Annotated in this window: 22 protein-coding genes and 1 tRNA gene; 11 read left to right on the forward strand and 12 right to left on the reverse strand. The window is 63.7% G+C overall.

Annotated features, from left to right (window positions below; translation table 11 throughout):
* The coding region (locus tag RT567_RS03475; RefSeq protein WP_313574313.1) for a TrbI/VirB10 family protein at window positions 1–879 on the forward strand (879 nt) is incomplete at its 5' end.
* 3 nt (window positions 880–882) lie between these two features.
* Complete coding sequence (locus RT567_RS03480) at window positions 883–1,110, forward strand: DUF2274 domain-containing protein (protein ID WP_313574314.1); 228 nt, start codon at window positions 883–885, stop codon at window positions 1,108–1,110.
* A 29-nt stretch (window positions 1,111–1,139) separates the two neighbouring features.
* On the opposite strand, the gene RT567_RS03485 is transcribed toward RT567_RS03480, so the two are convergent.
* Both RT567_RS03485 and RT567_RS03490 read right to left on the reverse strand, forming a co-directional pair.
* Window positions 1,140–2,036, reverse strand: coding sequence for a LysR family transcriptional regulator (locus tag RT567_RS03485; RefSeq protein WP_303719185.1), 897 nt, complete (start codon window positions 2,034–2,036; stop codon window positions 1,140–1,142).
* A complete protein-coding gene (locus RT567_RS03490) occupies window positions 2,033–2,623 on the reverse strand; it encodes a hypothetical protein (protein ID WP_313521939.1) in 591 nt (196 codons plus the stop codon). Before RT567_RS03490 ends, RT567_RS03485 begins: the two co-directional genes overlap by 4 nt.
* Before the next feature lie 216 nt (window positions 2,624–2,839).
* On the opposite strand from RT567_RS03490, the gene RT567_RS03495 reads away from it, so the two are divergent.
* The 4 genes from RT567_RS03495 to RT567_RS03510 all read left to right on the forward strand — a co-directional run bounded on the left by RT567_RS03495 (window position 2,840) and on the right by RT567_RS03510 (window position 6,757).
* A complete protein-coding gene (locus tag RT567_RS03495) occupies window positions 2,840–3,325 on the forward strand; it encodes a helix-turn-helix transcriptional regulator (RefSeq protein ID WP_313574317.1) in 486 nt (161 codons plus the stop codon).
* Between the two features lie 787 nt (window positions 3,326–4,112).
* Window positions 4,113–4,481 carry a lasso peptide biosynthesis B2 protein gene (locus RT567_RS03500; protein ID WP_313574339.1) on the forward strand — a complete coding sequence of 123 codons (369 nt, stop codon included), beginning with the start codon at window positions 4,113–4,115 and terminating at the stop codon, window positions 4,479–4,481.
* Complete coding sequence (locus tag RT567_RS03505; RefSeq protein WP_313574319.1) at window positions 4,478–6,184, forward strand: asparagine synthase C-terminal domain-containing protein; 1,707 nt, start codon at window positions 4,478–4,480, stop codon at window positions 6,182–6,184. The genes RT567_RS03500 and RT567_RS03505 overlap by 4 nt, the downstream gene beginning before the upstream one ends.
* 108 nt (window positions 6,185–6,292) lie before the next feature.
* Window positions 6,293–6,757, forward strand: a complete 465-nt coding sequence (locus tag RT567_RS03510; protein WP_313522137.1) for a MucR family transcriptional regulator — start codon at window positions 6,293–6,295, stop codon at window positions 6,755–6,757.
* Between the two features lie 43 nt (window positions 6,758–6,800).
* Here RT567_RS03510 and RT567_RS03515 read toward each other — a convergent pair whose 3' ends face one another.
* The 6 genes from RT567_RS03515 to RT567_RS17220 form a co-directional block, all read right to left on the reverse strand.
* A complete protein-coding gene (locus tag RT567_RS03515; RefSeq protein ID WP_313574321.1) occupies window positions 6,801–7,478 on the reverse strand; it encodes a hypothetical protein in 678 nt (225 codons plus the stop codon).
* Window positions 7,479–7,562: 84 nt separating this feature from the next.
* The gene (locus RT567_RS03520; protein ID WP_313522135.1) at window positions 7,563–8,051 is read right to left on the reverse strand and encodes a helix-turn-helix domain-containing protein; all 489 of its coding nucleotides are present in this window, start codon (window positions 8,049–8,051) and stop codon (window positions 7,563–7,565) included.
* Window positions 8,052–8,449: 398 nt separating this feature from the next.
* Window positions 8,450–10,861 (reverse strand): alpha/beta fold hydrolase, encoded by a 2,412-nt coding sequence (locus RT567_RS03525; protein WP_313574322.1) that lies wholly within the window; start codon window positions 10,859–10,861, stop codon window positions 8,450–8,452.
* 7 nt (window positions 10,862–10,868) lie between these two features.
* Window positions 10,869–13,811, reverse strand: a complete 2,943-nt coding sequence (locus RT567_RS03530; protein WP_313574324.1) for a TonB-dependent receptor — start codon at window positions 13,809–13,811, stop codon at window positions 10,869–10,871.
* 63 nt (window positions 13,812–13,874) lie between these two features.
* Window positions 13,875–14,885 carry a FecR domain-containing protein gene (locus RT567_RS03535; RefSeq protein WP_313574326.1) on the reverse strand — a complete coding sequence of 337 codons (1,011 nt, stop codon included), beginning with the start codon at window positions 14,883–14,885 and terminating at the stop codon, window positions 13,875–13,877.
* Entirely contained in the window at window positions 14,866–15,351 is a 486-nt protein-coding gene (locus RT567_RS17220; protein WP_409516136.1) for an RNA polymerase sigma factor, read from the reverse strand. The genes RT567_RS03535 and RT567_RS17220 overlap by 20 nt, the downstream gene beginning before the upstream one ends.
* An 84-nt stretch (window positions 15,352–15,435) precedes the next feature.
* Between RT567_RS17220 and RT567_RS17225 the strand changes: the two genes are divergently transcribed.
* Window positions 15,436–15,669 carry a helix-turn-helix domain-containing protein gene (locus RT567_RS17225; RefSeq protein ID WP_409516137.1) on the forward strand — a complete coding sequence of 78 codons (234 nt, stop codon included), beginning with the start codon at window positions 15,436–15,438 and terminating at the stop codon, window positions 15,667–15,669.
* A 61-nt stretch (window positions 15,670–15,730) separates the two neighbouring features.
* The gene (locus tag RT567_RS03545; RefSeq protein WP_313574328.1) at window positions 15,731–15,943 is read left to right on the forward strand and encodes a helix-turn-helix transcriptional regulator; all 213 of its coding nucleotides are present in this window, start codon (window positions 15,731–15,733) and stop codon (window positions 15,941–15,943) included.
* A 380-nt stretch (window positions 15,944–16,323) separates the two neighbouring features.
* Here RT567_RS03545 and RT567_RS03550 read toward each other — a convergent pair.
* From RT567_RS03550 to RT567_RS03565, 4 genes are all read right to left on the reverse strand, one after another.
* Window positions 16,324–16,415: transfer RNA gene (locus RT567_RS03550), tRNA-Ser, on the reverse strand.
* A 73-nt stretch (window positions 16,416–16,488) separates the two neighbouring features.
* On the reverse strand, window positions 16,489–18,837 hold the full coding sequence (locus RT567_RS03555; RefSeq protein WP_313574330.1) for a hypothetical protein: 2,349 nt from the start codon (window positions 18,835–18,837) through the stop codon (window positions 16,489–16,491).
* Window positions 18,834–20,852 carry a site-specific DNA-methyltransferase gene (locus tag RT567_RS03560; protein ID WP_313574331.1) on the reverse strand — a complete coding sequence of 673 codons (2,019 nt, stop codon included), beginning with the start codon at window positions 20,850–20,852 and terminating at the stop codon, window positions 18,834–18,836. The genes RT567_RS03555 and RT567_RS03560 overlap by 4 nt, the downstream gene beginning before the upstream one ends.
* 222 nt (window positions 20,853–21,074) lie before the next feature.
* On the reverse strand, window positions 21,075–21,923 hold the full coding sequence (locus RT567_RS03565; protein ID WP_313574332.1) for a site-specific integrase: 849 nt from the start codon (window positions 21,921–21,923) through the stop codon (window positions 21,075–21,077).
* 325 nt (window positions 21,924–22,248) lie between these two features.
* Between RT567_RS03565 and dusA the strand changes: the two genes are divergently transcribed.
* The 3 genes from dusA to RT567_RS03580 all read left to right on the forward strand — a co-directional run.
* Window positions 22,249–23,259: a tRNA dihydrouridine(20/20a) synthase DusA gene (dusA, locus tag RT567_RS03570; protein WP_313574333.1), complete on the forward strand. Its 1,011-nt coding sequence runs from the start codon at window positions 22,249–22,251 to the stop codon at window positions 23,257–23,259.
* Window positions 23,260–23,317: 58 nt separating this feature from the next.
* Complete coding sequence (locus tag RT567_RS03575) at window positions 23,318–24,139, forward strand: sulfite exporter TauE/SafE family protein (protein WP_313574335.1); 822 nt, start codon at window positions 23,318–23,320, stop codon at window positions 24,137–24,139.
* 97 nt (window positions 24,140–24,236) lie between these two features.
* The coding region (locus RT567_RS03580; protein WP_313574337.1) for a HAMP domain-containing protein at window positions 24,237–25,217 on the forward strand (981 nt) is incomplete at its 3' end.

Here is a 25,217-nt window from a genome sequence, read left to right on the forward strand (position 1 = left end):
CGCGCGCTCCCCGGCGACTACGCGGCGCCCCGACTGGGGCCGCCGCTTCCGGGTGATCTCGGCAGGCCCATTCTCAATGCGCGCAACGCCGCAGAGGCCGAGGCGGCCCCTGTCGGTTCGCCTGCTGGACCGGGCTCGCAATCGCGCGAGGCAGACGCCCGCCAGGCTGAACTCGAGCGTCGTCGCGCCGAAGCGGATGCGGCCCGCACATCCAAGCTGCTCTTGATCCAGAGCGGCGCGCCCGTCTCTGAAGGCCTGCCGGTTTCGACCGGACTGCTTGCGGGAGGCCATGCCGCTGCCGCATCCGCCGCGACCTCGGGCGGGACCCTGCTCGCCGGCGCCGTCATCGAAGCCAGCCTGGTGACAGGTATCCGGTCCGACCTTGCCGGTCCGGTGCTCGGTCAGATCACGGCCGACGTCCATGATACGCGGACCGGTCGCACGCTGCTTGTACCCAAGGGCTCGCGGCTGATCGGCACACACACGGCTCAGGTCGCCCAGGGCCAGTCACGAATGCAGGTGGTGTGGACCCGCATCATCCTTCCGAGCGGGCGATCGATCCTTCTCGAAGATCAGATGGCGTCGGATCCCCAGGGCTATGCGGGCTTGGAGGATCGCACGGACCAGCGCTGGGGGGAGCGGTTGAGATCGGCGGCGCTGACGACGCTGCTGGCTGTCAGCAGCGCGGCGGTGGAGGTGGATGAGGCCGATCGGCTCGCGCGGGCGATCCGCGACGGAACGAGCGACGGCGTGGACGCTCTGGGGCGAGGCCTGGTCGAGCGCGGGCTCTCCATTCCGCCAAGGCTGACCATCCGACCGGGTTTCGCCTTTCGGATCATCCTTACCCACGATCTCGATCTTCAACCCTATGGAGAGTGATCCATGTCCGCGCTCAAGCTCGCCGGCCTGCAGGACGACACGCCAGTCAAGATGACGATTGAACTGCCCGCAGATATCCACCGCGACCTGGTTCTCTATGCCGAGGTCCTGTCAGGCGACAGAGAGCGAGCCTATGCTCCAGCGCAACTGATTGGGCCCAAGCTGAACCGGTTCATGGCGACCGACCGATCATTCGTCGCAGCAAAAACACGCCAGCAGGTCGCCCGCTAGATCGGCGCCAGGCGCCGTTTCGCTCGAGTTCAACGCAAGGCTCGTGCTGAACTCACAAAGCGGCGCAGCGCCGGATTATCGTTCTGGTGATACCAGGCTGCGGCGAAGCTGACGCTCAAACCTTCGCCGGCGTGGAGCGGTCGGTGGACCAGACTGCCCGGCAGGCCTGCATGGTCAAGGGCGCCCGCGGTGATGAGCGCAAGGCCCAGACCCAGTTCAACCTGAGCCAGCACGATCGGGAGGCCTGCACTCACGGTTTTGAGCCTGACCGATGCGGGCAGGCGGGTCTGGGCGAGTACATCGGCGCCGAGATCCCCTTCGCTGATCAGTAACGGGTCGCCGTTGAGGGACTGCAGATCGACCGTCTGTTCCAGAGCGAGCGGATGGCTTGCGGGAAGAACGACATGGAGCGTCTCGCGCCAGAGTTCGGATACGTCGAGGCCGGTGACGGTCATGCCTCCGGGCAGGACGGCGATGTCCAGTCTGCGATCCGCAACGGCCGAGAGGTGATCGCTCGCCTCGCCGGACACCATCTCGATCTGGACGTGGGGGTGGGCGCCCCGAAATCGGTGCAGAAGTCCGAACAGGGCTTCGGAAAGGAAGGACGGGGTCAGGCCGATCTTCAGCCGGCCCAGGCGACCTTCGCCCGCCTCGCGGGCCTCAGTGACCGTATCGCCCAGCAGGTCGAGCGCGTGCTCCACGCCCCTGATGAAGGAGACGCCTGCAAAGGTGGGGGTCGCGCCGCCCGGATTGCGATGAAACAGGGAGACGCCGATTTCGTCCTCCAGCCCCCTGACGCGCCGGCTGAGGGCGGACTGTTCGACGCCGAGGGCGTCAGCCGCCTTACGAAAGCCGCCTGCGCTGGCCACGGCGAGGGACCACCTCAGGGAGGTGAGGTCCAGCCTCGGGGCCGATCCCGGTTTCACCCGGCGCCCGCCTGAACCTGTTCCGCCTCGGTCAACAGGGGGGCGGCGCTGATGCGCCGCTCGTGAAAGTCGCGAAGCCGCTCCGCCGCTTGCGGCTCCTGTCCGTTGGCCAGCAGGTCGGCGACGGTTTCCAGGGCTGACGGCATGTCGCCGAGCAAGCGCGCTTCCGCCCGTGCGAACCGTTCAATCGTCGCCTGGACGCGATCATAGACGGCCACCAAAGCGGGATCTGCCGCGGCGGCGACGATATGGCGAAAGAGCCGCGTCGGGTCCGCATGGGGCGTGACGTTGATGCCAGGCACGGCGCCCTCCAACCCCTTTTCCAGACAGTGGAGCCGCAACCTGTATCGGCCGGCCAGGCCGGCAGGGTCGAGACTTAGTCCGGCATAGCCGCCGGCGGGCGCGCGCTCGATCAGGCCCTCTCCCCCGAGCCAGGCCAGAGCTTCGCGAATGGGTGTCGTGGACAGTCCGAGGGATTGGGCTTCATCGAGAATGATGATGGGCTTGCCGGGCGAGAAGGCGCCGGCGATCGCGCGCTCCCTGAGCGTGCGCAAGGCGCTGGCGAAAGGATCGCGATTGCGCGCCATCCGATGACTCCGTTGCTTCGAATCATCAGATTCAAGACTTCTTGCCTCAGTTGAAAGCGACGGGGGGCTGAATGCGACATATGTTCGCGCCCGGATGAAAAGCCCGCGCGGGCGCGCGACTTTTTCGCGCGAGGCTCTCTTAGCGCGTCCAGAAACGCTGACTTCTGTTGATTGAACGGCATTAGCCGCTCACACCTGTCGCGGGGAGGTTGTGAAATGACGCCACCGGACCAATCGGAGCTTGAAAGCGACAGCGCGGTGCTCTCGGCTACGATCCGCGGTATTCGACGCCTGCGCGGCCTTTCCTCATCGGAGACGGCCGCCGGAATGAACCTCGTCTTGCGCACCTATCAAGATTTCGAGGCAGGGCGAAGCCGCCTGAATGTCGATTACATTTACCGCTTTTGCTATTTCGTGAATGCCGATCCCGACGCCATCTTCGCGTCGCTGTCGATCGGGACACCTGATTTTGCGCTCCGCTGCAGTTCTAACAAGCTCATGAGCATTGTGATGATGGGCATGCAGCAGTTGAACCAGCAGTCGGGTGACAAGCTCGCTACTCTGGATGTCCGCACGATTGTCAACGCGGTGAACGCCCTGGTGCGCGAACTGGTCGACAAGAGCGCTGGCAGCGAGGAGGTCGACTGGCTCAAGGCTGCGGAGGAACAACTTCGGCGCGCGCGCCCCAAGCCGGGTCGCTGAATATACCGAGATATAGTTTGCCACGGCGTCGCGGGCGGCCGTCCATGGAGAGGCCGCAATCCTGCGGCCGACCAAGGAGACTGTGATGCAAACCTCAATCTGCGTTCGCCTGGTTCGTCTGGGCGAGGCCCGTACTCTCACGCGTGGCCAATGGCATGTCGGCGTCCTGGAACTGGACGGCACCTATATCCGCATGGCCTGAACGACCCAGCAGGCGTCGGCGTCAAGCCGGCGCCTGCTTCCTTTGGGCAAGGGAAATATACGGCAATATAGCTTGCTGCTATCCGCCCGGAGTCGCCTCCTGATGAAGCCGCGTTTTGCGGCGATCCAGAGAGGAGAGACTGAGATGACCCCCACCAAAACGATCCGCCTCATCCGCCTCGGCGAGGCTCGCACCCTGACCCGGGGCGGCGAACTTGAGGGTGTCCTGGAAATCGACTTCACCCGCATCAAGCCGCAGGGCTGAGGTCGGGGGCCGTCGGCTTGGGCCGACGGCCATCGCCTCTCCGCAACCGTGATTTCGCCCGCCCCCTCCATCCATGTGGCCTCGATCGAAGACGACCTGGTCGCCCTCGATCTCGAGAATGATGCCTACTTTTGCCTCCCAGGTTTGGGGCGGCATCTGATCGACGCCGGCGACGGCCAATGGACGGCCTCGAACGCGGTGATCGCGGATGGTCTTCTCGAGACAGGGCTTTTCCAAACGGCCGCTTCCTGCCCGCCCGGGCCCGCCCTGCCGCCGGCCGTTCGAACGTCGAGATGCTACGAGGGACCTGGTTCCGGCAGTATGGCAGGCGTGACCTTGGCGACGATCATGGCGCGGGAGGCCTGGCGTATCCACGGACGCCCCTTGAAGGAACTCATCGCGCGATCCCCGAACCTGACTCTGCGTCATGACCAGACCGCCGAAGCCATGGCGGACGCCCGCCTGTTCGATCACTGGATGCCCTGGGTTCCGGGGCAGGGGCAGTGCCTCTTTCGAGCCTATCTGTTGCGCGCGTTTCTGGCGTCACGCGGGCGCGGCGCCACCTGGGTTTTCGGGGTCAGGACCTGGCCCTTCTCCGCCCATTGCTGGCTGCAGGTCGGCGACGTGCTTCTGGATGATGATGTGGATCGGGTCGCCCTCTACACGCCCATCATGGCGGTCGGCGCATGAGCCGCTTTGTCGCCGTGCTCGGGGCGGAGGCCGATACCGGGGCCTGCCGGTCGATGAAGGAAGCCGCTCGGCAGCGGGGCTGGACCATCACCGAGGTAGGACCATCCTTCTGGATCGCCGCGGAAAGGGCCTCGGTTACACGCCAGTCGCTGGCCATCGGCGAAGTCGTCCTGATTGGTGAGACCGTCGGTGGAGCGGCGCCGGTGGACAGTCGCGTAGACAACATCGACGACGCCTGTGTGGACCTGACGCGGAAGGTCTGGGGCCGATACGTGGCCGTGTTCCTGACGCCCCACGGTCGTCTGTCCGGCGTTTTTCGGGACCCGTCCGGGGCGATAGACTGCGTCGTCTCGCGACGCAGATCGGCGTGGTTGATCGCGAGCGATACGCCTGACTGGCTGGTCGACGGCCATGAGCACTCCGGTCTTTCATGGGGTGCGGTCGCCAATGTCTTGCGGGACTCGATCACCCTGTCGACCGCCGATCTCCTTCAGGGCTGGAAGACGGTCTATCCCGGCGCACTTCATCTGCCGGATGGTCGAAACCGGACGGTATGGTCGCCACTGCAAGCGGCTCGGCGATCGACGTCGATGACGACAGACGACCTTCGCGAGACGGTCGACGCGGCGGTCGCGGGCCTGACCCGTCAACGCTCTTCCCTACTGGTCGAGGTCTCCGGAGGGCTGGATTCTGCCATCATGGCCGCCAGTCTTCGAGCCAGCGCGTTCGACGAAAAGGTCCTCTGGCTCAACACCCATGGGCCCTTTCCGGAATCTGATGAGCGCGCCTACGCCACGGCGGTGGCCGAGGCCCTGGGCGTGCCACTGACAATCCTATCCCGATCCGCCCGCGACCTGGCCAAAGGGCTGGCGCTTGAACACCCCCGCTCGTTCCGGCCCAGTCTCAATCGCCTGGACGCGGCCTATGACGCGCTGCAGGCGGACCTATGCGAGGCGCATGGCGTGGAGGGCGTGCTTACCGGCAAGGGCGGGGATGTCGCCTTTCTGCAGACGGCCACCTCCGGCATTCTCGCCGACGAGTTGCGCGATCGAGGTTGGGCCGCCTTGTTCGGCCGAACCGCGCCTGTGCTCGCTCGGCGGATGCGGCGGTCAGCATGGCGTAATATGCGAGCGGCGCTCGCCTCGGCACGACGGCCACGTGAGTATTCGCCGTCCGCAAACGCCCTCCTGCACCCGGACATCCGCGGCGCCGAAATGCCGCCTCATCCCTGGCTTGTCGACATGGACGGCGTCGGCCCGGGCAAACGACAGCAGATTGTCGGCTTCGCGAGCAACCTCGGCCTGCATAGCCCCTCACGGCGAAGCGAGAGAGCGGAACTGCTGCATCCGGCGCTCAGCCAGCCCGTCATGGAAGCGGTTCTGGCCACCCCGTCATATGCGCTGACTAAGGGTGGGCATGATCGTCTTCTGGCCCGTGAAGCTTTCGCTGACCGACTGCCGCAGGCCCTGGTCCATCGCCGGTCCAAGGCCGAACTCGGCGGCTATTACGGCCGTGTCGTCGCCGCGAACATCGACCGCCTGCGTCCGCATCTCCTCGAGGGACATCTTGCCTGTCAGGGTCTGATTGATCGCGATCAGGTCGAGGCCGCGCTCCAGGTCGAGCACCTGATCTGGCGGGGCGGCTACCTGGAACTGATGATGCTGGCTCTGGTCGAGAGCTGGACCAAGGCCTGGCTGCGCTGAGACCAGATTGAACGCCCTGGTTCCAGGCCTCAAGTATTGGCCTGTGGGCCTGTCAGACGGCGGCGTAACAGGATATCCAAAGCGTGACCTTTTATGTGGAGCGCTAACTTGGACGACGCCATGACGCCCGACCGGGATCTTCTCGACATGACCGCTGACATCGTCGCGGCCTTTGTGACCAACAACAAGATCGACGCCGCATCGCTTCCCGCCCTGATCACCTCAATCCATGCCGCCCTGGGTTCGACGGGTTCGGAGCCCGTGGAAGAGGTCGAACCAGTTCAACGGCTGACGGCTGCGCAAGCCCGCAAGCTCATCACGCCTGGCGGCATCATCAGCCTGATCACGCAGAAGCCGTTCAAATCGATGAAGCGCCACCTCTCGATTCACGGCCACACGCCGCAATCCTATCGCGAGGCATTTGGCCTTCCCGCCGATTTCCCGATGGTTCATCCTGACTACGCCAAGGCGCGTTCCGACCTCGCCAAGGCGATGGGGCTCGGCGCCGGTGGACGTCAGGCGGCCAAGCCGGCTCCCAAGGGCAAGTCGGGCCGTAAGCCGAAGGCCGGCTAATTAAATCGCGGCCGCGACTGCACGCAGGGTAATGTCTTGTCGGTCATGCCTCATCCTTTCCCGGGCGGGGCAGGATGAGGCGTTCCGATGGATGCACGTCGGGGAAGCGGTCGATCGTGTCGCGCCAGTCGTCCATCGCAGGTGACAGCCAACGCGTTATCTCGAGCATGGCCCGATGCAGCTTCGGCAGGTTCCAGTAGAGTATGGGTTCGTGGTGGGCGATCCGGTTCCTGAGCAGCCGAACCTGCGTCAGCCGGGTGGTGAAGTCCTTGCGCGCCAGAAAACGCCCATCGCGTGTCGCGATCCGGTGGAGGCTCCGCTTCCATAGATCGTCCTGCTCACGCCCGAACATGGAGGTCCAGAAGCTGAAGGTCAGGGCGGCGACAACTCGGCCATCTTCGATCGGCTTGCCTCCATCGGTCAGTTCCGCGATTGCCGTGCGCACCTGTTCAGCCTGGCGGTCGGTGACATGACCCGCTTCGGGCTGGAACCAGCCCGAGCCGTGGGTCTGGACCATGACGGTGTGGATGCGGTTGCGCAGCGCCACCTCCAGGGCCTGAAGGGGCACATAGAGAGCTTCGGAAACCCGGGTGTTCAGGGTGTAGAGGGCTACCGCGTGTTCGCGGTCACCCTCCGCCCACGCGACATAACGGGCGAAGCGTTCGAGGGAGAGCGCCGCCTCCACCGCATCTACGGTCGCCCTTGCAACGGGTTGGGTCATGGATTATCTCTACTCGCGTACACCCTGGGATCGCCTCTGCTGCAAAGCATGCCCCCGGGGTAAATCAATTTCAGCCTCAAGTTTCTACGGCTGCCGACGCCCCACCGGGGTGGTGACGCGGAGCCGGGCTGTTTCCCGTTCTTTACGCGCCTGGCTAAACTCCGGCTCCAGCTTGCGGACTCGATCGATCAGTCCGTCCAGGTGATAGAGGTTCGAGCCCCAGTCGCCGGCCGCAGTTTTGCGCATCTCTCGACGAACGAGACCAGCCTGTTCCAGCTGACGCATGTTGGTTTGGATCGTCTTGGGCTTCACGCCGATGCGTCGACCCAGCTCCGCCCTAGAGGGAAAGGGCGCCCGGCTCGGGTCGCGGTAGTAGTCCAGCAGTTGGACCAGGATGTTGAACTGCATTGGGGTCAGGCCGAGGCGTGATTGCGCCTGGATAAGGATCGACGGAATGCCAGCGTAGCCATTGGCAATGACAGCCTTGCCCCAAATCTTGTCCTGTGAAGCGACGGGCTTGGCAGGGGTGAGAGAGGGGAACGGCACGACGGTGGGTGACGGGGGCGTGGTCATGGGGAACTCCTTCCCGACCAACCTATGGATGCGCAGCCTGACGAACAAGGTTCTCGGGTTGGCCGGGTGGGGTGCCGTCATGACCTACCTGACTAGGTATGCTTACGATCATTACGCCAAATGCGATGCTTAACGTCACGCTACTTAAGCGGCAGGCTGGCGACCCAGGTAGGGAACAGCAAGACCAGACCAGTAGGGCGCCAAAAATACCTACCTCGTCGTCATAGGCGTCACGGGGCTCGGGCTGCTGTCGTGTTCAGGTTCGGCAGCTGGTTATGCGGAAGGGGAGAAAAGCGGGTGGTTGATGAGGTTGGCCGCTAACCGCCCAGGCTCAAGCGAAGGGGGCAAGAGTCCGGGCGGCCTCGGTCAGGTCGTAGACAGAACTCTCAATGGTCCCGTCATTTCGACGAGCCTGCGGGTGGAGCCTCCCGCTTCAGAACCTCGTCCAACCATGCCCACACGGTTTCATAGAAGTCGCGAATGTTCGCCGGGCTGGAGAGGACGTGGCCTTCGCCCCTATAGGTGACGAGGACCACATCCTTCTGCTGCCGGTAGAGAGCCGAAAATAGTTCCTCGGCCTGACCCGGCGGCACATAGTCCCGATCGGCCGTGAACAGCAGCACAGGTGCCGTGATGCGGTCTGCGGCGAGGACAGGGCTATTGCGAACATAGCGATCCGTATCCGCGAAAGGCGGCGACCCAAGTCCTCCCTGGCCGGTCTCGACCCAGCCTGCTCGAGATCGAACCGGCAGTCCGTCCTCCGGGGCAAGGGATGGCTTTAGAGAAAACTGCCCCCAGGCGCTGAGCAGATTATAGGGGCCGTTCGCAGCGATGACGGCGGAGAAGCGGTCGGATTGGGTCGCAGCGGCGACGGCTGCAAAGGCGCCGAAACTGTGCCCCCACAGTACGATCCGGTCCGGGTCGAAAGCACCGAGGGCGGCCGCCGCGTCAACCGCCCCCAAGATGTCGTCCGCCATGCCGATGGCGGGTTCGCCGCGCCGGTCTGGCCTCGGGAGGCTGGGGATCAGCACCGCATAGCCGGCGGCCGTCATCAGTTGAGCGTTGGTGATTACGTTATCGTCCGCCCAGGCCGGCGCATAGGCGGGGCTGCCGGGATAGGGAATGACGATCAGGGCGGGCTTGTGATCGCCCGTCTTGAGCGGGCGATAGAGCCAACTCACGAGAGGGCTGCCGTCCGGAGCTTGGTGGGTCACCGCCTCTGCGCGGGCGAAGGCGACTTCGGAGAGCCGGTCGTTCAATCGGATCATCGGCGGTTCGCCGTCGAGGGCGAGCGCATCGTGGTTGTGGTCATCCCGGGTCGCGATGACGGCGCGCCGTTCTCCCGCCGCTAGGATCCGAGGAGACATCTTCATCCTGGCGCCGATCGTGGCGCCTGAGGCCGTATCGACGCGCCATATCTCATCGCCATCACCCGTCAGCGTCCAGTCCCGTCGTGGCGGGCTGTTGAAGGAGAAACGCTGCCCCTGGCTGACCAGGGCCGATGTGACGCTCGGCCGGGTGCGGACCGCCCTTCCCAGGTGTTCTGCGTTTCCCTTTTGATCGACGGACCAGGCCTCGAGGCCGGATTGCACCACAAGGCAGTGTCCGGAAACCGCGACAAGGGAGACGGAAGGCGAGGTCAGATCGGCGGTGAGCACCTGCGGGCCAGCATCGGAAAAGGCGACCCAATCGCGCCGTTCGCCGTTCTGAGCGTAGAGGATCGGAGTTTCGCCAAGCCAGTCTGCGCTGACGACCTCGGTACGTAATCCCGTCTCGACCCGCGCCGGTTTGAAGCCGCCGAGCGTCGTCGGGGTGGCGGTTTTCCGTTTCGGATCGATCTGCATCAATCTGCCGTCCGACCAGGGCTCGCCGTCCTGCCTCGCCCAGACCAGAAGGCGATCGCCGGAGGGCGACCAGGCCAGGAGCAGGGGTGATATGTCCTGTCCTGGCAGGGGTTCCCAGGTCTCGCCGCTTTCAAGATCGGCGAGGGTGAGTTCCCGCCTCTCCGAGAAGTCACCCTGAAGGAAGGGGATTCCAGGATCGAACGGACGGTCGCCTGCGAACCTCACGGCGGCGGCGAAGTCTCCGCCAGGCGCGATTTCCAGATCGTGGAAACGGCCTGACGCCAGGGTCCGTTGGTGTCCGTTATTGGCGGACACCAACACCAGGCGGGAGTCCGCCGGTTTGGGGTTCAGGCCCAGAAATGCGCCGCCGCCGATCAGGGTGCGGCCGGGCTCCAGCCCCTCGCGGGTAGACCGCCATAGCTGGTTCATCCGATCCTGGACGTGGAAACCCTGCCTTAGCATCGGGGGGAGATCGCTGTCGGCGCGCTGGATCATGATCAGGTCGTCGTTGTTGCGCCATTGGGCCGCTCGGCCCCACATGGCGCTCTCCGGCGTTCCGGAAAGCCATTGGACCTCGCCGGTGACGGTATCGGCGATCCCGGCCGTGAAGGTCCGGTCCCTGAGGCGGTAGATAAACAGCCTGCGGTCGTCGGGCGACCAGGCGCCGATGACATGGCCCTTGCCCTCGATCTCAGGCAGGAGCGGGCGCGGCGCGGTGTGGCCGTCGGATGGCGCGACCAGAATTTGGGAGCGCAGCACCAGGTCCAGGGCGTCATATTCATAGGGGCCGGCGTCGAGGGTTGGACCGATCCGCTCGAAAGCGACGGTCGTCTCATGAGGCGACAGCGACACCTGCCCGAACTGTTCGATACGCAGCATGTCTTCAAGGGTGAAGGGCGTGGCGAGAGCCGGTCCCGATCCGCAGATCAGGACCGCGCTCGCGGTGGCGAGCACAATGCGAAGCATGACGGACCTACCAGCGCTTGGTCAGTTGCAGCGCGAAGGTCCGACCCAGGGGATCGGCCTGCCCGGCGTCGAAGCCTATGCCGGTTATGGCGTCATAGAAGGGCGGGTCCGCATCGAAGACATTCCGCACCGAGGCTGTCAGGCTGAGCCCTTCGCCCCATGAACCAGATGGCGTCCATCCGACCTGCATGTCCGTCGTCGTCCAGGAGCCGATCCGGGACTCCAGGAGGTCGCGATAGCCGCCGACATGGTTCACTGCTACCCGGAGTGAAACATCGTCTCGCACCCAGCGACCGGAGACGGTGCCGCGCAGATCGACCGGAAAGCCGTAGGTGTCGACAAGGTCGACGGTCGGCGCGGCCGTGGTGATGCGACGCTTGTAGTCGATCATGTAGGAGGCCGCGGCTTCCAGGGTGAGCTCGCCGCCGGCCACATCCAGATCGTAGGCGGCGTAGCCGTCGAGGCCGCGCACCTCTACCGCCGCCGTGTTCAGCCAGCGCCCATCGACGATGACGCCGAAGGCGTCGGCCGGGAGGACCCCCGGCAGAAGGAAGTCAGGGCTGTTGATCAGGGCGTCCACGGCCGCCCGGTCGGCGGCGGAGTTCCGATCGACCCGATGGACGAAGGGCGCAAGACTGGGATCCAGCAGGACCTGGGTGAGGTTGTCGAGCGCGGGGCGCCCGATCCGATCAGAGAAGGCTATGTCGAACCAGGTGGCGCCAAACCGCCATGACCTGTCCCTGGGGCGGTAGTCGAAGCCGAGGGTGAAGGTGTCCGCCGTTTCGGGCTTGAGGTCCGGATTGCCGCCGCCTTCAAACAGGGCGACCTGCTGGCCGACCGTATCGGCGACGAAGGTCGCGGAAATGTAGCGGCGCTGCGCCAGTTCGGTCATGGCCGGCGCGCGAAAGGACGTCCCCCAGTTGGCGCGGACCTTGAGGTCATCGACCGGGGTCCACGTCAGACCGATCTTGGGATTGGCGGTGGAGCCTATGTCGTCATAGTCCTCCAGGCGGCCTGCGAGGGAGAGTTCGAGTTTTTGCACGCCGGGGATGGCCTGGTCGGGACCGATGAGCGGCGCGCGCACCTCTATGAAGGTGGCTGTGACCTTGCGTTCCTTGTCGGGGGATCGAGTGGAGAGCGGGGTGAGGCCGGAGGTGAAGGTGACGCCGCTGTTCTTCAGCGCCTCCGTTCGGAACTGGGCGCCGACCGCGACCTTCACGTCGCCAGCGGGCAGCTTGAACGCCGTGCCCTGGGCGATGAGGTTGGCGGAGGCGACTTCGCTTTCGTCAGTGTAGCGGTTCCAGCCGCTGGAGATGAAATCCAGGACCGTACGAGAGTTGGCCGCGCCGGAGCCAAAGAGGTTGAGATAGCCGTCGCGCGGCGCGGAGAAGGCGGTCGCCGGGTTGTCCGCGGTATTCCCCAGGGCTTCCTGAAGGTTGGAGGAGTGAATCATGCCGCGACTCCCGTCGACGGTCCGCTCGGAGCCATAGGTCAGGAAGGCTTCGGCCTCCCAGTCGGCGGGTAGGAAGACCCGTGCACCGAGGGTGGCGCCGAGACTTCTAGCCTGGCCGGAGCGTCGCAAGGTCCCCAGGTCTTCACCAAAGGAATAGGCGATGCTGTGCGATGTCGCGCCGGTCGGAGACACGAAGTGGGGGTTTGCCGTCGTGACAGTAGCGATGGCGGTCGGGGTAATGCTCTCGGTCTCGAACTCGCGCTGGCTGAAGCGGAGATCACCCGTAAACTCCAGGTGCGCGCCGACCGTCTGTCGGGCGTACAGATAGGCCGCGTGCCGATCGAACTCCGGAACGAGAGCGGCCCCCACCCTGGTGTTGTCGTAGTTCTGTTGGCCTGCTGCGAAATCCGCCGCTGAAACTGCGACGCCGCCGGCTCCCGGGCGGATAGCATGGGTGACCACATAGCTGCTGCTAGCGTTGTCGAAGCGGACGATATTGCCGGGGACGCCGTAATAGGTCCGGTGGTCTGTGCCACCGAAGGGTCTGAGGTCACCTGTCGCTGTGTAGGGGCGATCCATGGTGCTCAGGGCGTTCTGGCGCTCGAACTCGTAGGACAGAAGCGCCTGGCCGGTAGACCATGTCCGGCCAATGGTATGGGCGGCGATGACGGACTCGCCGCCGCCTTTCGACGCGCCGACACGCAGGCGGCTTTCCTGACCGTCGAAGTCCCGCCGAAGGATGATGTTGACCACGCCGCCGACGGCGTCGGCGCCATAGAGGGCGGAGGCGCCGTCGAGCAGGACGTCCACGCGTTCGACGGCGGCGGTAGGAACGGCCGAGACGTCCGCAAAGTCACCCCGGCCGCCCGCGCCGGCCATGCGGCGGCCGTTGACCAGCACCAGGGTGGAGTCCGGACCGAGACCGCGCAGGTTCACGCCGGTCGCCAGGCCCGAATTGCTCTGCATCGGGTCCGATCCCACCAGAGCCGCCGTCGGCGTGCCGCTGCCGGCGTAGTTCTGGGGCAGGGCGGCGAGGGCTTCCGCGATGGTGGCGCGGCCGGTTCGGTCGAGATCATCCCGCCGGATCACCGTGACCGGGGAGGGGGTGTCGCCGGGGCCGCGCAGCAGGGTGCCGGTGACGACGACGTCGTCGACGACCGCGGCCTCCGCGAGTTCATCCCTGGACCCGCGCTGAAGAACCCAGGCGCCGTTGGACGACGGAACAGCGACGAGACCGGAGCCGACGAGAAGCTGGCTGAGCGCGGCGTCGGCGGTCATTCGTCCGTTGAGGCCGGGGGTCCGGCGGCCCGCGACCTGGTCGGAGGTGAACATCAGCTGGCGGCCGGCCTGACTGGCATAGGCGTTGAGCGCCGCTGCCAGAGAACCGGCCGGAATGGAGAAGCTGATTTGAGCCGGCGTCGGGGACTGGGCCTGGGCGGCGCCGGATATGGCCAGTATGGCGACGCCCGTGAACAGGCTGGAACGGTAGGCGGTCATGATGTCTTCCCCCACGACGCAACAGCGCGTCGGGGAAGAGACGGTTTAGGTGGGGGCTGACCCTCACCCCTGCGCATTATTCCTTGAGCTGACCAATCGAACCTTGCCGTCAGCCTCTCGGATCGCCTTCAGATTGAACAGGTGCGCCGCGGCCGAAACAAAGGCCGTGCGGTCTCCGCTGCGGAAGACCCCGTTGATCGGCGTGTTCGCGGCGGCGGGCGCGTCCAGGACAATGGGGGCGGCCAGGTAGCGGTTCACCTCGGCGACGGCCTCGGCCAACGGCGTGTCCACAAAGGTCAGTTCTCCGGTGGTCCAACTCGTCGCAGTGTCGGCGTTCACGGCGGAAACCATGGCTTGGCCCGATTTGATCGCCGTCTGTTGGTTCGGCAGCAGCCTTTGAGGTGCGCCCTTTGTGGTGGCCTGCACCACATCGACGGCGCCGGACACGAGAACGACCCGCGTCTCTGACCTCACGCGGCGCACTTCGAAGACGGTCCCGACCGCCGTCACGGACGCGTCTGTGGTCATGACCACGAAAGGACGGGCGGGATTGTGCGCCACCTCGAACAGGGCCTGGCCCTCGGCAAGCTCGATGCGGCGTTCTCCCTCGGTAAAGCGGACCCGCATCCTGGAGGCGGTGTCCAGGCGGACGCGTGAGCCGTCAGCGAGTTGCAAGACCCGCTGCTCGCCAACGCCGGTGGCGTAGGTGTCGCGGCCTTGCCAGAAGAAGACGCCTGCCGCGAGCGTGGCGGCCAGAGCCGCGGTTAGGCCGATCCCGCCGATCTGTTTGGCTCCGAAGCGTCGGGGGCGTCGACTTTGAGCCTGCGCGAGCGCGGCCTGGATGTCGGGATCGTCGGCCAGTTCGCTAGTGCGCGACCACAACTGCTCCGCACGGCGATAGGCTTCAGCGTTCGCAGGGTCCTCGCGCCATCTGGCGAATTCCTGGATGGTATCCAGCGAAATGGTGCGCGTGCCCAGCCGCGCAATCCAAATGGCCGCCTGGTCGTCGGCGACCGTTCGTGTCTTTACCTCAGCCGGCATTGAAGCCCCTGGACTAGCGTCGGAGTTGAGCATCGACCTGTTTCAGAGCCCGCGAAATGCGGCGCTCCACGGTCTTCACCGACACCTCTAGTCGTGATGCGATCTGCTCGTTTGTCAAACTTCCGAAGCGGCTGAGCATGAAAATATCTCGCTCGGGTTGCGGAAGCTTCAGGACCAACTGCTTCAGAAGGACGGCTTCGGTCTGGGATGGGGCGTCGGTCCAGAGGGGCGCGGTGGCGGCGTGGCGACGTTGTCTTTGAGTGCGTCGGCCCTCTTCGGCCACGAGGTTGGTGGCGATCCGGAGGAGGAGGGACTTGGGGTGTCGAACCTCGCCGCGCGCCTGGTAGGGGGCGATGCGGAGGTAGGTTTCCTGGACGACGTCGTCGACACCCGTGACGCCGAGGTGGCGGAGACGGACTGAGAGCCAGTCAGCGTGAGCTCGGTAGAGATCACCCAGACAGCGTTGAGTGACTTCTTGTGACGCGCCTGATGATGACAAATCGACGCCTCCTGGTTCGAGGGCAATATATTGCTAGCAGGTTATCACCTTCCATGAGCAGCCACAAACGGTGACACATTTCTCATGGATGAGAGAGGTGCTCTTGGTCGCAACGTCCTCCACTTCCGATCAGTTCGGAAGTGGAGTCAGCAAGATTTGGCTGGAGAGTCGGCGCTTTCTCTACGCTACCTTGCTGGGATAGAGCGAGGTGAAGAGAACCCATCGCTGGCTACCATTGTCGCGATTTCTTCGGCGCTCGAAATCCCCGCGTGGGCTTTACTTCATCCAAGCTATGACGATTTCAGGCGAGAAAATTAGCAATATATTGCTAGCGACATGGATCCTTTATTGGTGACTGTTCAAATGCTCCATTTTAGTGATGAATTGGAAGATTTGCTTGGGTCAGAATGTGCGGCGCTATCGCGCAGACAAGGCGTGGTCGCAGCAAACGCTCGCGGGCGAGGCGGATCTGTCTTTGCGCTATCTGGCAGGCATTGAAAGAGGCGAAGAGAACCCGAGCCTGGAGACAATAGTGGCTATCGCGGAGGCTTTAGACGTAGGGCCGGCGCGTTTATTAGAGGTACGGCGATGAAGCCCCGTTAGCTTCTACTCAGCTACGCAGGATTCACGTTTTGGAGCCTCAAAGGGTTCCTTGGCTGACGCACCCTCAAGAGAGGGTTTGTGGTTTGCTGGACCTGTGATTGAGGGAAGTGCCCATGGCTCACAAGTCACGCATCGGCCTCCTGCCGCCCTCACGGACATATCTAACTGCGACCTTTCACGCGAGCTAAGCGTCGTGCGGGCCGAGCGAATCGAAGAGTTGTTGGTAGTCGGCCCTTCAGCGGAATTCGAAAGGGCGTTCCTTGCGTATTGTGCCAGCGTTGAGAACGGGAATGCGCATCAACGATGTCGCTGTAACACAAGTCGCAAACCCAAGCTGACTGATTGGTTTTGCAACCTTTTCTGCAGGAGTGGCGGAGACGGAGGGATTCGAACCCTCGGTACCGGTTACCCGGTACGACGATTTAGCAAACCGTTGCCTTCAGCCACTCGGCCACGTCTCCCGCTTCCTGCGGAGGTAGACGAACCCGCCGGTCTGCGCAAGTTATCCTAATGACGGTAAGGCCTTGGGGAAGATCAAGAGACGAGGGTTTCAACCGCCGCTGTCGCGGATGGCATGCCGACGGCTTTGATCTTCGATCCCAAGCGACGGATGAGTGTAAACCCATCGGTGCTCCCACCTTTGGTGAAGTCGCCATTGGGACCGACCGAATAGTTTCCCTGGAGCACGAAGACGACCTCGACGGACGGCGCCAAGTTTTTGACGGAACTCAAATCGAGCAGCTTGTGACCGACGGCACCTTCGAGCAAATGGCGTCCCTTGGGTTCAACCGCGACGAGTTCGCTTTCCGAAATCCAGAGTAGGAAGTCCGGGTAAAACCAAGCGGTCTCGGCACCGATTTCCTGGATCGGAATTCGGAAACCATCTTTCCCAACTGGGTTGCGCGCCCAAGGCTTGCCGAGCGCGTCAAGGGCTTGCGCGACCTGAAGCTCGAAGGCGTTGAATCCGTTGTATTCTGCGTGGACGGAGTTGTTGAATCGACGGACCTTGTACTTCTCACGAAGAGTGGTGTTAGCGGCTTCAACATTCGGCGAGACCAGCTTGAACGGCGCGAGGGGCTGGATGCCATGGCGGCCGAGCCCGCGCAGATGGAAGTTGTCATTGAGCCCCCGTCTTATCGTGGGGAGAGCGCCATGAAGCATCGCCATCGCCTCGGAGCCGTACTGCATCGGCTGGACCATTCGCTCGTGCATCTTCAGCTGAGCGCTGAAGATCGACCCACTTTCATTCATGATCCGGGAGTCCATGGCGGCGAGGCGCGCCGACAGATACTCCCAAGGTGTGACCGCCTCGTTCTCCGCGCTCTTCACTTCGCGGCGTTCAGCGACATCTTCCTCGAGCTCGCGCATCTCGAAGACGCGCGTCTGCATCCGACCCTCTGCCTTGAGCGCCTTATCCGCGAAAAGCGGAACATTCTGCAGGAGGACGTCGTCCAGTATTTGGATCTTGTCGCCGAACCAGGGGGCGATCGCGGGAAGCGGCTGATCCGACAAGACGGGCGTGGTCTGACTCGTCGGCGGAGATCGCCCTTCGGCCATCGGGACGATCTCATAGCCGTCCGTTTCCATTTCCTTCTGGATGTCGGCGATCAGACGGGTGAACGCCTCATCAGGCACATTGAAATAGAAGTAGGCGGCGTTCAGATCGGGGTCGTCGAATAGCTTCGCGTCCGCCTGCCTAACGAACCGGCCGATTTTCTGCACCATATCGCTCGCAGACCGGCCTCGATCATCGATATAGGCGACATAGGCCATAGGTTCGTCCCACCCCTCCCTCAGGGTGAGATTCCAGATGATGTGGGTGAAGCCGGCCTCGGCCAAAGCTTCGGGGGAACGCTCCTCGGGTTTGCGCCCCGAATAGGTGTCGATCATTCCCATCAAGGCACCGTGGCGATCCTGGATGACGTCGCGAGCGCCGTTCAGGTGAACCGCGATCTTGGAGGGTGAGACGCCGAGCTTTATCAGCTCCTCCCAGATGTCGACGCCGCGTGTTGTCTGATTGACGATGAAACAGCCAATTGGAATTTTCCGGCCGGGTGGAAACACCTTCGTCAGGTCGGTGAGTTTGTCGTTGGCCGCCTTGATGGCGTCGACCTTGGCCGTGTCGCAATCCACGAAATATAGCCGGTTCTTAAGCAGGCCTGCGAGGACCACTTCGCGGGTGGAGACTGCGACGGTGCGTTCCGCGAGTGCTACCTGTCGTTGCTCTTGGGTCTTGCCGGCGAGCAGGTCGGCCAGATCTTCGGGCAAGGGGCTGGCGGACGCTAGGACAAAGGCTTTAGGCTTTAACTCTCGCAATTTGCGGAATTGGCGCTCGGTTACCCCGTGACCTTCGTCATAAAAGACGTAAAGCGAACGGCGGCGGCCAAGCGGACCTTCCCCGCCTAGCGATTCCCAACGCGTGTGCGCACCGATTTTCTTGTGAATCCGTAAATTGTCATTGTCTTGGTTGAAGGCTGCGACAGTCGATAAGATGATGGTCAGGCCGCTTGAGGCCTCTAGCGTTTGTTCCCAATCGGAAGGCGTCATCTCGCCAAGCTGGAAGACCTGAGCACCCGGGGGGAGAAGTTCCGAATATTTGCCGCCGGTTCTGAGATTGGCGCTGGTCTGTGAAATCACGGCACCGCGGTTCGTAGTCCACAGAATGATTCCAGTCTTCAGATGTTGCGCGTTCAAGGCGAGGATCGGTGTCTTGCCCGCACCGGTGATCGCCCTCAACCGGCACAGGAAGGGTAGGCATTCACCGGTGTCCGGATCGAACCGCGGTCGGAACCGGTCGCTTGGATAGGCTTGGATCATCTCCGCAAGCGCGCTCGCTGCTTGCTCCTGGAACGGCTTGAGGTCGCCTCGACGGATCAGGGTCAAACCATGACCTCATCGTCGCCGTCGAGGATGCCCAAGCGCGCTAGGATTGAGTTGGGAATTTGGTGGAAACGGTAAAGGTCGTCGCTGAGGGGAGCTGTATTCCCAGATGCATAGATGTGCACTGGCTTGCTCAACCCGGCCGCTGCGACTTCGTCGAGAATGGTCTCCAGCACCTCCCATGTCAGCATTTGATCCGTAGTTCCTCTGTTGGCGGGTTGCCAGACCAAGGCGATGCCATAGCCCAGCCGTGTTCGGCCGATTAGGAAGGTATGACCTTCGACGCGGCAATCGATCCGGTTAGATTCTTCCTCAACGATCTGGAGAATTATGTCAGCGAGGGTTTCGCGCGTCGCGGCCATTATGCCGGCCTTGGTGATCTGTTCGCTGGCGCGCAGATAATGGAAGCCTGCATGGAGGGCCGGATGCGCCTTTCCGTCGGCCCAATTGCCCGAGATAAACCGGCGAACTCGCTCCGCTGTCGTCCGGCCGACATAGTTCGCCCGTGCTGCCGGCGATCCGGACGGATCGCCGCTTTCGATCAAGACGAAGGCACGTTCTCCGCCATCTGCGGCATTCATTGAGAGCACGGCCTGGCCCGTTGTTCCGGAGCCAGCGTAGGGGTCAAGGATGAGAGCCTTTTTGTCGTTCCAAGTCACCAGATTGAAAAGCTCCGACAGTACTTCCGGGTCCTTCGGATTCTTAAACGTTTCCTTTCCGAGAACAGCCTCGAGCATTTCGACTGCGCGCTGGCCAGACCGTTTGATGACACTGGTCTGGACTTCGTTTTCCATCTCATGAAGGTAGGTGATCAGCCGGGGAATACCGTTGTGATCCTTTTTGAAGGCGACTCGGCCTTCGGCGATCAAACGCAGCATCTCGGGTTGCTGGTGACGCCAGCCAGACTTCGGGATCTTGCAGGGTTTTCCCGTCACAGGATGGATCACATCGTATCTAGGTCCATTGCCGCCGGGCCAGTTCGGATTGCCGTCGTCGTTCAGGACGCCTTTTGAATCCACCTTCTTATAGCGGATGGATCGAGACGGGTGGTCAGCTGGCAGATCTAGGAAGAAGGTGTCGAGCGCAGCTTGTATCGCGGCGACGTCCTCTCCATGAAGCGCCTTCGCTTCCGCATAGGCCGTCAGGATTTCATCGACGCCGTCTTTGCGCTTGCGCCAGCGTCCCGCCGTTTGATTCCAGCCCGGCTGTTTGCCCATGCGGGATTTCTTGGCGTCTAGGTCCGACTTGCTGCGCGCCCAGACCAGCATGTACTCGTGGCCCTCCGAAATGTAGGATGCGTCGTTCTTGCGAGCCCGATCCCAAACCAAGGTGGCGATCCGGTTCTTTTCCCCAAAAATCTCCTCCATGAGCATCCAGAGGCGGGGGAGCTCGTGTTCATCGATCGAGATGATCAGCACTCCGGTTGATTTGAGGAGCTTTTTCGCCGCCCATAAACGAGGAGCGATGTGGTTGATCCATTTGGTGTGACGGGTCGGGTCGTCGAGGCTCACCAACGATGTAGCGCGGCCGTTCGTTCGACGCAGTGCCTTCACCTCCGCTTTGGAGAAGGCGTAGCTGTCGTTGTAGGAGAACACATCCTCGCCGGTGTTATACGGCGGATCAAAATAGATGACGTCGAATCCCCTCGTGGGGCCGCCACGAAATTCGGACAGAAGCGACGTCATCACGGCGAGATTATCGCCCTCGATAATGCGGTTTCCCTGCTTGTCGGGCAGTACGCACTGGTCTGGAACGGGCTTGAGCGTTACCGGAATGATCTTCTCGGCCAGAAATCTCGACCGTCCGTTCCACAGCAGGGTGGCGTCGGCTCCACCAGCCTCTCCGATATGCGAAAAGGCCTCCTTCATTCTGGCTGTTTCCTGCAGGTCCAGGATGTGGGCCACGAGTTCGGACTTCGATAGCCCTTCTAGGATGGCGGCGGAGGGTTGGGCGTGGATGGCTGGCCCGCGTTCGGGCGAGAACGCTGACGTCGCGAGTTCATCGGTCCGACCTGACATTATAGTATTTCCTTACTCCAGCCCGATCGCCAAGCTTCGATAGTGCACTGTAGCCGGGACGCCAACCATCATTGATAGGCGCCAGACGACTTTGACGGCCTCTCTCAGACGCGCCGTTTCTCTGTGAATCATGCGTCAGAGTCGGACGTATCTAACTCCCGCCAACCACATGATGATTTGTACGGCAAAGCAAGCTGAACCCCCGCTTCGTAAAGCTGGAGTCTACGCTGCTAAACCCGCGGCAATCAGATGGAGGGTTTCGGGGCGTAGGTGGGTGTAGCGGCGGAGCATCTTCCAATCCTTGTGACCGGTAACAAGCGCGACCTGCTGAATCTGAAAGCCTGCTTCGAACAGACGGCTGGTCCCCTCGTGGCGAAGGTCGTGAAAATGCAGGTCCGCTATTCCGAGAGTTTTGCAGGCCCTTGTAAACGCCGTACCGGCTGATCGGTGATTGAAGGGGAAGATGCGCTGGTCCGCATTCGAGCGGGGAGAGCGCTGTCCTTCGATCAGCGCGACGGGATCGAAACCTGAGACCGATAGAAGGGGGATGCGCTGGTCGTTGCCCGTCTTCTCGCGAGGGTCTTTCCGGTCGCGAATGGTCAGCATCTTGGTCCGGGCTGCGTAGTCATTCCAGACGACTTTGAAAATCTCTTCCTGGCGCATCGCCGTTGCGATCGCGAACCGAATGACGGCCCCCATGGGTACGGTTTGACGGGGCTTCTCGTCGAAGTGGCTGATCAAGCGTTCCAGTTCTTCGTCGCTGGGCCGGCGATCTCGCTCGACGCCCTTGCCAATCAGGCTAAGGCGCTTGAGAGCGAGGCGGGCCATATCGATGGCCTCGATCGAGACCGTCAGGCCGTGAACCGCCGCGGCATGGGAGAGGACGAGCTTGATCGCGCCGATATCGATGCTCAACGTCATGGGGCCGGCGCCTTCGGAGGCGCGCTCCCGGCCGAAGTCGATGAACAGCTGCCGATCCAGTTGGGCGATCTTTTTCCCGCCCAGGCGCGCCTTCAGCATCTTGAGCGTCGCCGCTTTCGATCGCCTGGGCGCCTTCCCGACGGACTTCATGTCCTCAACGTGGAGGTCAATAAGCTCGCCGAACGTGCGAAGCCGCGCTGACCGAGAGGGGGTAGGCGTCTCGCCGCGATCAATCCGACCTTCGGCTTCGGTGGCCCAGCGCCGTGCATCATCGCGTTTAAGGAAGGTCTCGCTTATATAGCGACCCTTCCGTCTTACCTGGACCCGCCACGTTCCTGACGGGAGTTTCGAGTAGGTCGCCATTTCGTGTGCGCTCTGTGTGCACTGAGGTGTCGAAAACTCGGAAAAAACGTCGCAACACGTCGTAAATTTGAGCGCTTGCGCCGCCTTCCAACTTTTTGATCTTACTGAAAAAATGTCTATAAATCAAGCTCATAGACTGTCCGTGGCGCCCATGATGGATTGGACCGACCGCAATTGTCGGGCGTTCCATCGCGCGCTGAGCACGCGCGCCTTGCTCTATACGGAGATGGTCACGGCCCCGGCGGTGATCCACGGCGATCGCGACCGCCTGCTGGGTTTTGACGCGGTCGAGCATCCGGTGGCGTTGCAACTGGGCGGGTCGGACCCGGCGCAACTGGCCGAGGCGGCGAAGATCGGCGAGGCCTATGGCTATGATGAGATCAATCTGAACGTCGGCTGCCCCTCGGACCGGGTGCAGTCGGGCCGGTTCGGCGCCTGCCTGATGCGCGAGCCGGAACTGGTGGCCGACTGCATGGCGGCGATCAAGGCGGCGGTCAGCGTCCCGGCTACCGTCAAATGCCGCATCGGCGTGGACGATCAGGATCCGGAGATCAGCCTGTTCGCCACGGTCGACGCCTCGGCGGCGGTGGGGATCTCCAGCTTCGTCGTCCATGCGCGCAAGGCGTGGCTGAAGGGCCTGTCGCCCAAGGAGAACCGCGACGTGCCGCCGCTGGACTATGCGCTGGTGCGGCGCCTGAAGCGCGAGCGGCCGCATCTGACCATCTGCATCAACGGCGGCATCGGCGATCTGGATCAGGCCGAGGCGCATCTGAAGGCCGACGACGGGGTGCAGCTGGACGGCGTCATGCTGGGCCGCGCCGCCTATCATGAGCCCGCCCTGATGGGGCAGGTGGACCGCCGCATCTTTGGCGAGGCGACGCCGGACGTGGACGTGTTCGAGGCGCTGGAGCGCTATCGCCCCTATATGGCCGCGCGGCTGGACGAGGGCGCCAATCTGGCGAGCATGACCCGGCACATGCTGGGCCTGATGCACGGCCGGGCAGGCGCGCGCGCCTTCCGCCGCATCCTGACCGTCGAGGGCGTGAAGTCCGGCGCGGGGCTGGAGGTCGTCGATCGCGCGGTCGAAGCCGTGCGCGAGGCCGAGGCGCGCAAGGCGGCGTAGAGCGCTCACCCCCACGAAGGGGCTGACGGCGTGACGGCGGACGGCTAAGCCATTGGTCATGACCCTGCCCCTGTCCGAACTTGTCCTGATGGTCGCCGCCCTGGTCGGGGCGGGGGCGGTCGCGGGCGTGATCGGCGGCCTATTCGGCGTCGGCGGCGGAACGGTGCTGGTGCCGGCGCTGTTCTACGCCTTTTCGGTGCTGGGCGTGGGGGGCGACGGCAATCTGCACGTCGCCATCGGCACCTCGCTGCTGACCATCGTCGCCACCTCGCTGCGATCGCTGGCGACGCACCGGGCGCATGGGGCGGTGGACGAAACGGTCTTGAAGACCTGGACGCCCTGGGTGGCGTTCGGGGGGCTGGTCGGGGCGGCGGTCGCGGGTTTCACCTCCATGGAGGGGCTGGCGATCGTCTATGGCGTCTGCCTGCTGCTGATCGCGGCGCAGATGGGGCTGCTGCCCGAGCGGTTCACCCTGCGAAAAGACTTGCCGACGGACTGGGGGCGACGCGGCGTGGGCACGGGTATCGGCCTGCTGTCGGCCATGATGGGCGTCGGCGGCGGCAGTTTCGGCGGCATGATGATGACCCTGTGCGGGCGGCCGATCCATCAGGCGGTGGCGACGGCCTCGGGCTTCGGCCTGGCCATCGGGTCGGCGGCGGCGCTGGGCTTCGCCGTGTTCGGCTGGGACGCGCCGGGGCGGCCGCCGCTGTCTCTGGGCTACGTCAATGTGCCGGCGGCGGTGATCATGGGCCTGCTGACGGCGTTGACGGCCCCTTATGGCGCGCGGCTGGCGCATCGGCTGGATCGGAAGATGCTGCGCCGAGCCTTCGCGGTCTATCTGCTGCTGACGGCCCTGTCTGTCGTGCTGAAGGCGCTGTGATCGCGATTAAGTAGATGCCCGCAGGCGGGCGCTAACACTTTGTCGAACAAGCGCGGGCTAGGAGCGAGGCTGAACCTCCCTCCCCGAGCCTTGAGTCATGTTGAAGAACCTGTCGGTCCCCAAGAAGCTGATCCTGTCCTTTATGGCGGTGATCGGGGCGTGCGGGGCGGCGACCCTGGTCGTCCTGTGGTGCGTGGCCTCTCTGCAGAGGGCCGATGCGGCGGACACGGCCTCGCGCGAGGTGATGAAGGCGTCGGACCGTCTGATGGCCGCTGCTGTCGAGCAGCAGAACGCCATGCGCGGCTATGTCGCCAGCCGTGACCCCGGTTTCATCGAAGCCTTCGATCAGAGCGGCGCGGATGTGAAGTCGCGCATGGCCGACCTGGCTGCATCCGACGTCGACGGCGCCTACGCCGCCGAGCAGACGGTGCTGATCGCCGCCACCGCTGAATTCGAGAAGAGCGCCTCGGGCGTCATGGCCCTGGCGCGCGACCCGGCGACGCAGGGCGCGGCCCTGGCTCAAGTGGCCTCGGCCGCACGTCTGTCGGATATCCGGACTTCGATCGACGCGATCCGCGAAAAGGAGGCCGTCCAGGCCCAGGCTCGCGCCAAGGTCAAGGCGTTCGCCTTCACTGAAGCCTATATCGCCTTTGCGGTTGGCGGGGTTCTGGCTCTGGGCATCGCCTTGGGCGCGGCTCTGTGGCTGATCGGGGCGCTGAGCCGTCCGGTCGAGGCCATGACGCGCGCCATGACCCGCCTGGCCGGCGGCGATCTGAATGTCGCCATTCCGGCGATCGGCCGTCGCGACGAGATCGGCCGGATGGCTGACGCCGTCCTGACCTTCAAGCAGAACGCCGAGGAAAAGGTGCGCCTGGAAGCCGAGGCCGAGGCCGCGCGCCTCGCCGCCGAAGCCGAACGCCAGGCCCAGGCCGAGCGTGACGCCGAGTCCGCCCGCCAGCAGGCCCGCGTGGTCGAGGGCGTGGCCAAGGGGCTGGATAAGCTGTCGCACGGTCAGTTGGCCTTCCGCCTCAACGACCCGTTCGCGCCTCAGTATGAGGGACTGCGCACCGACTTCAAC

It is taken from the genome of Brevundimonas sp. (genome assembly GCF_032107865.1).
Lineage (GTDB): Bacteria > Pseudomonadota > Alphaproteobacteria > Caulobacterales > Caulobacteraceae > Brevundimonas.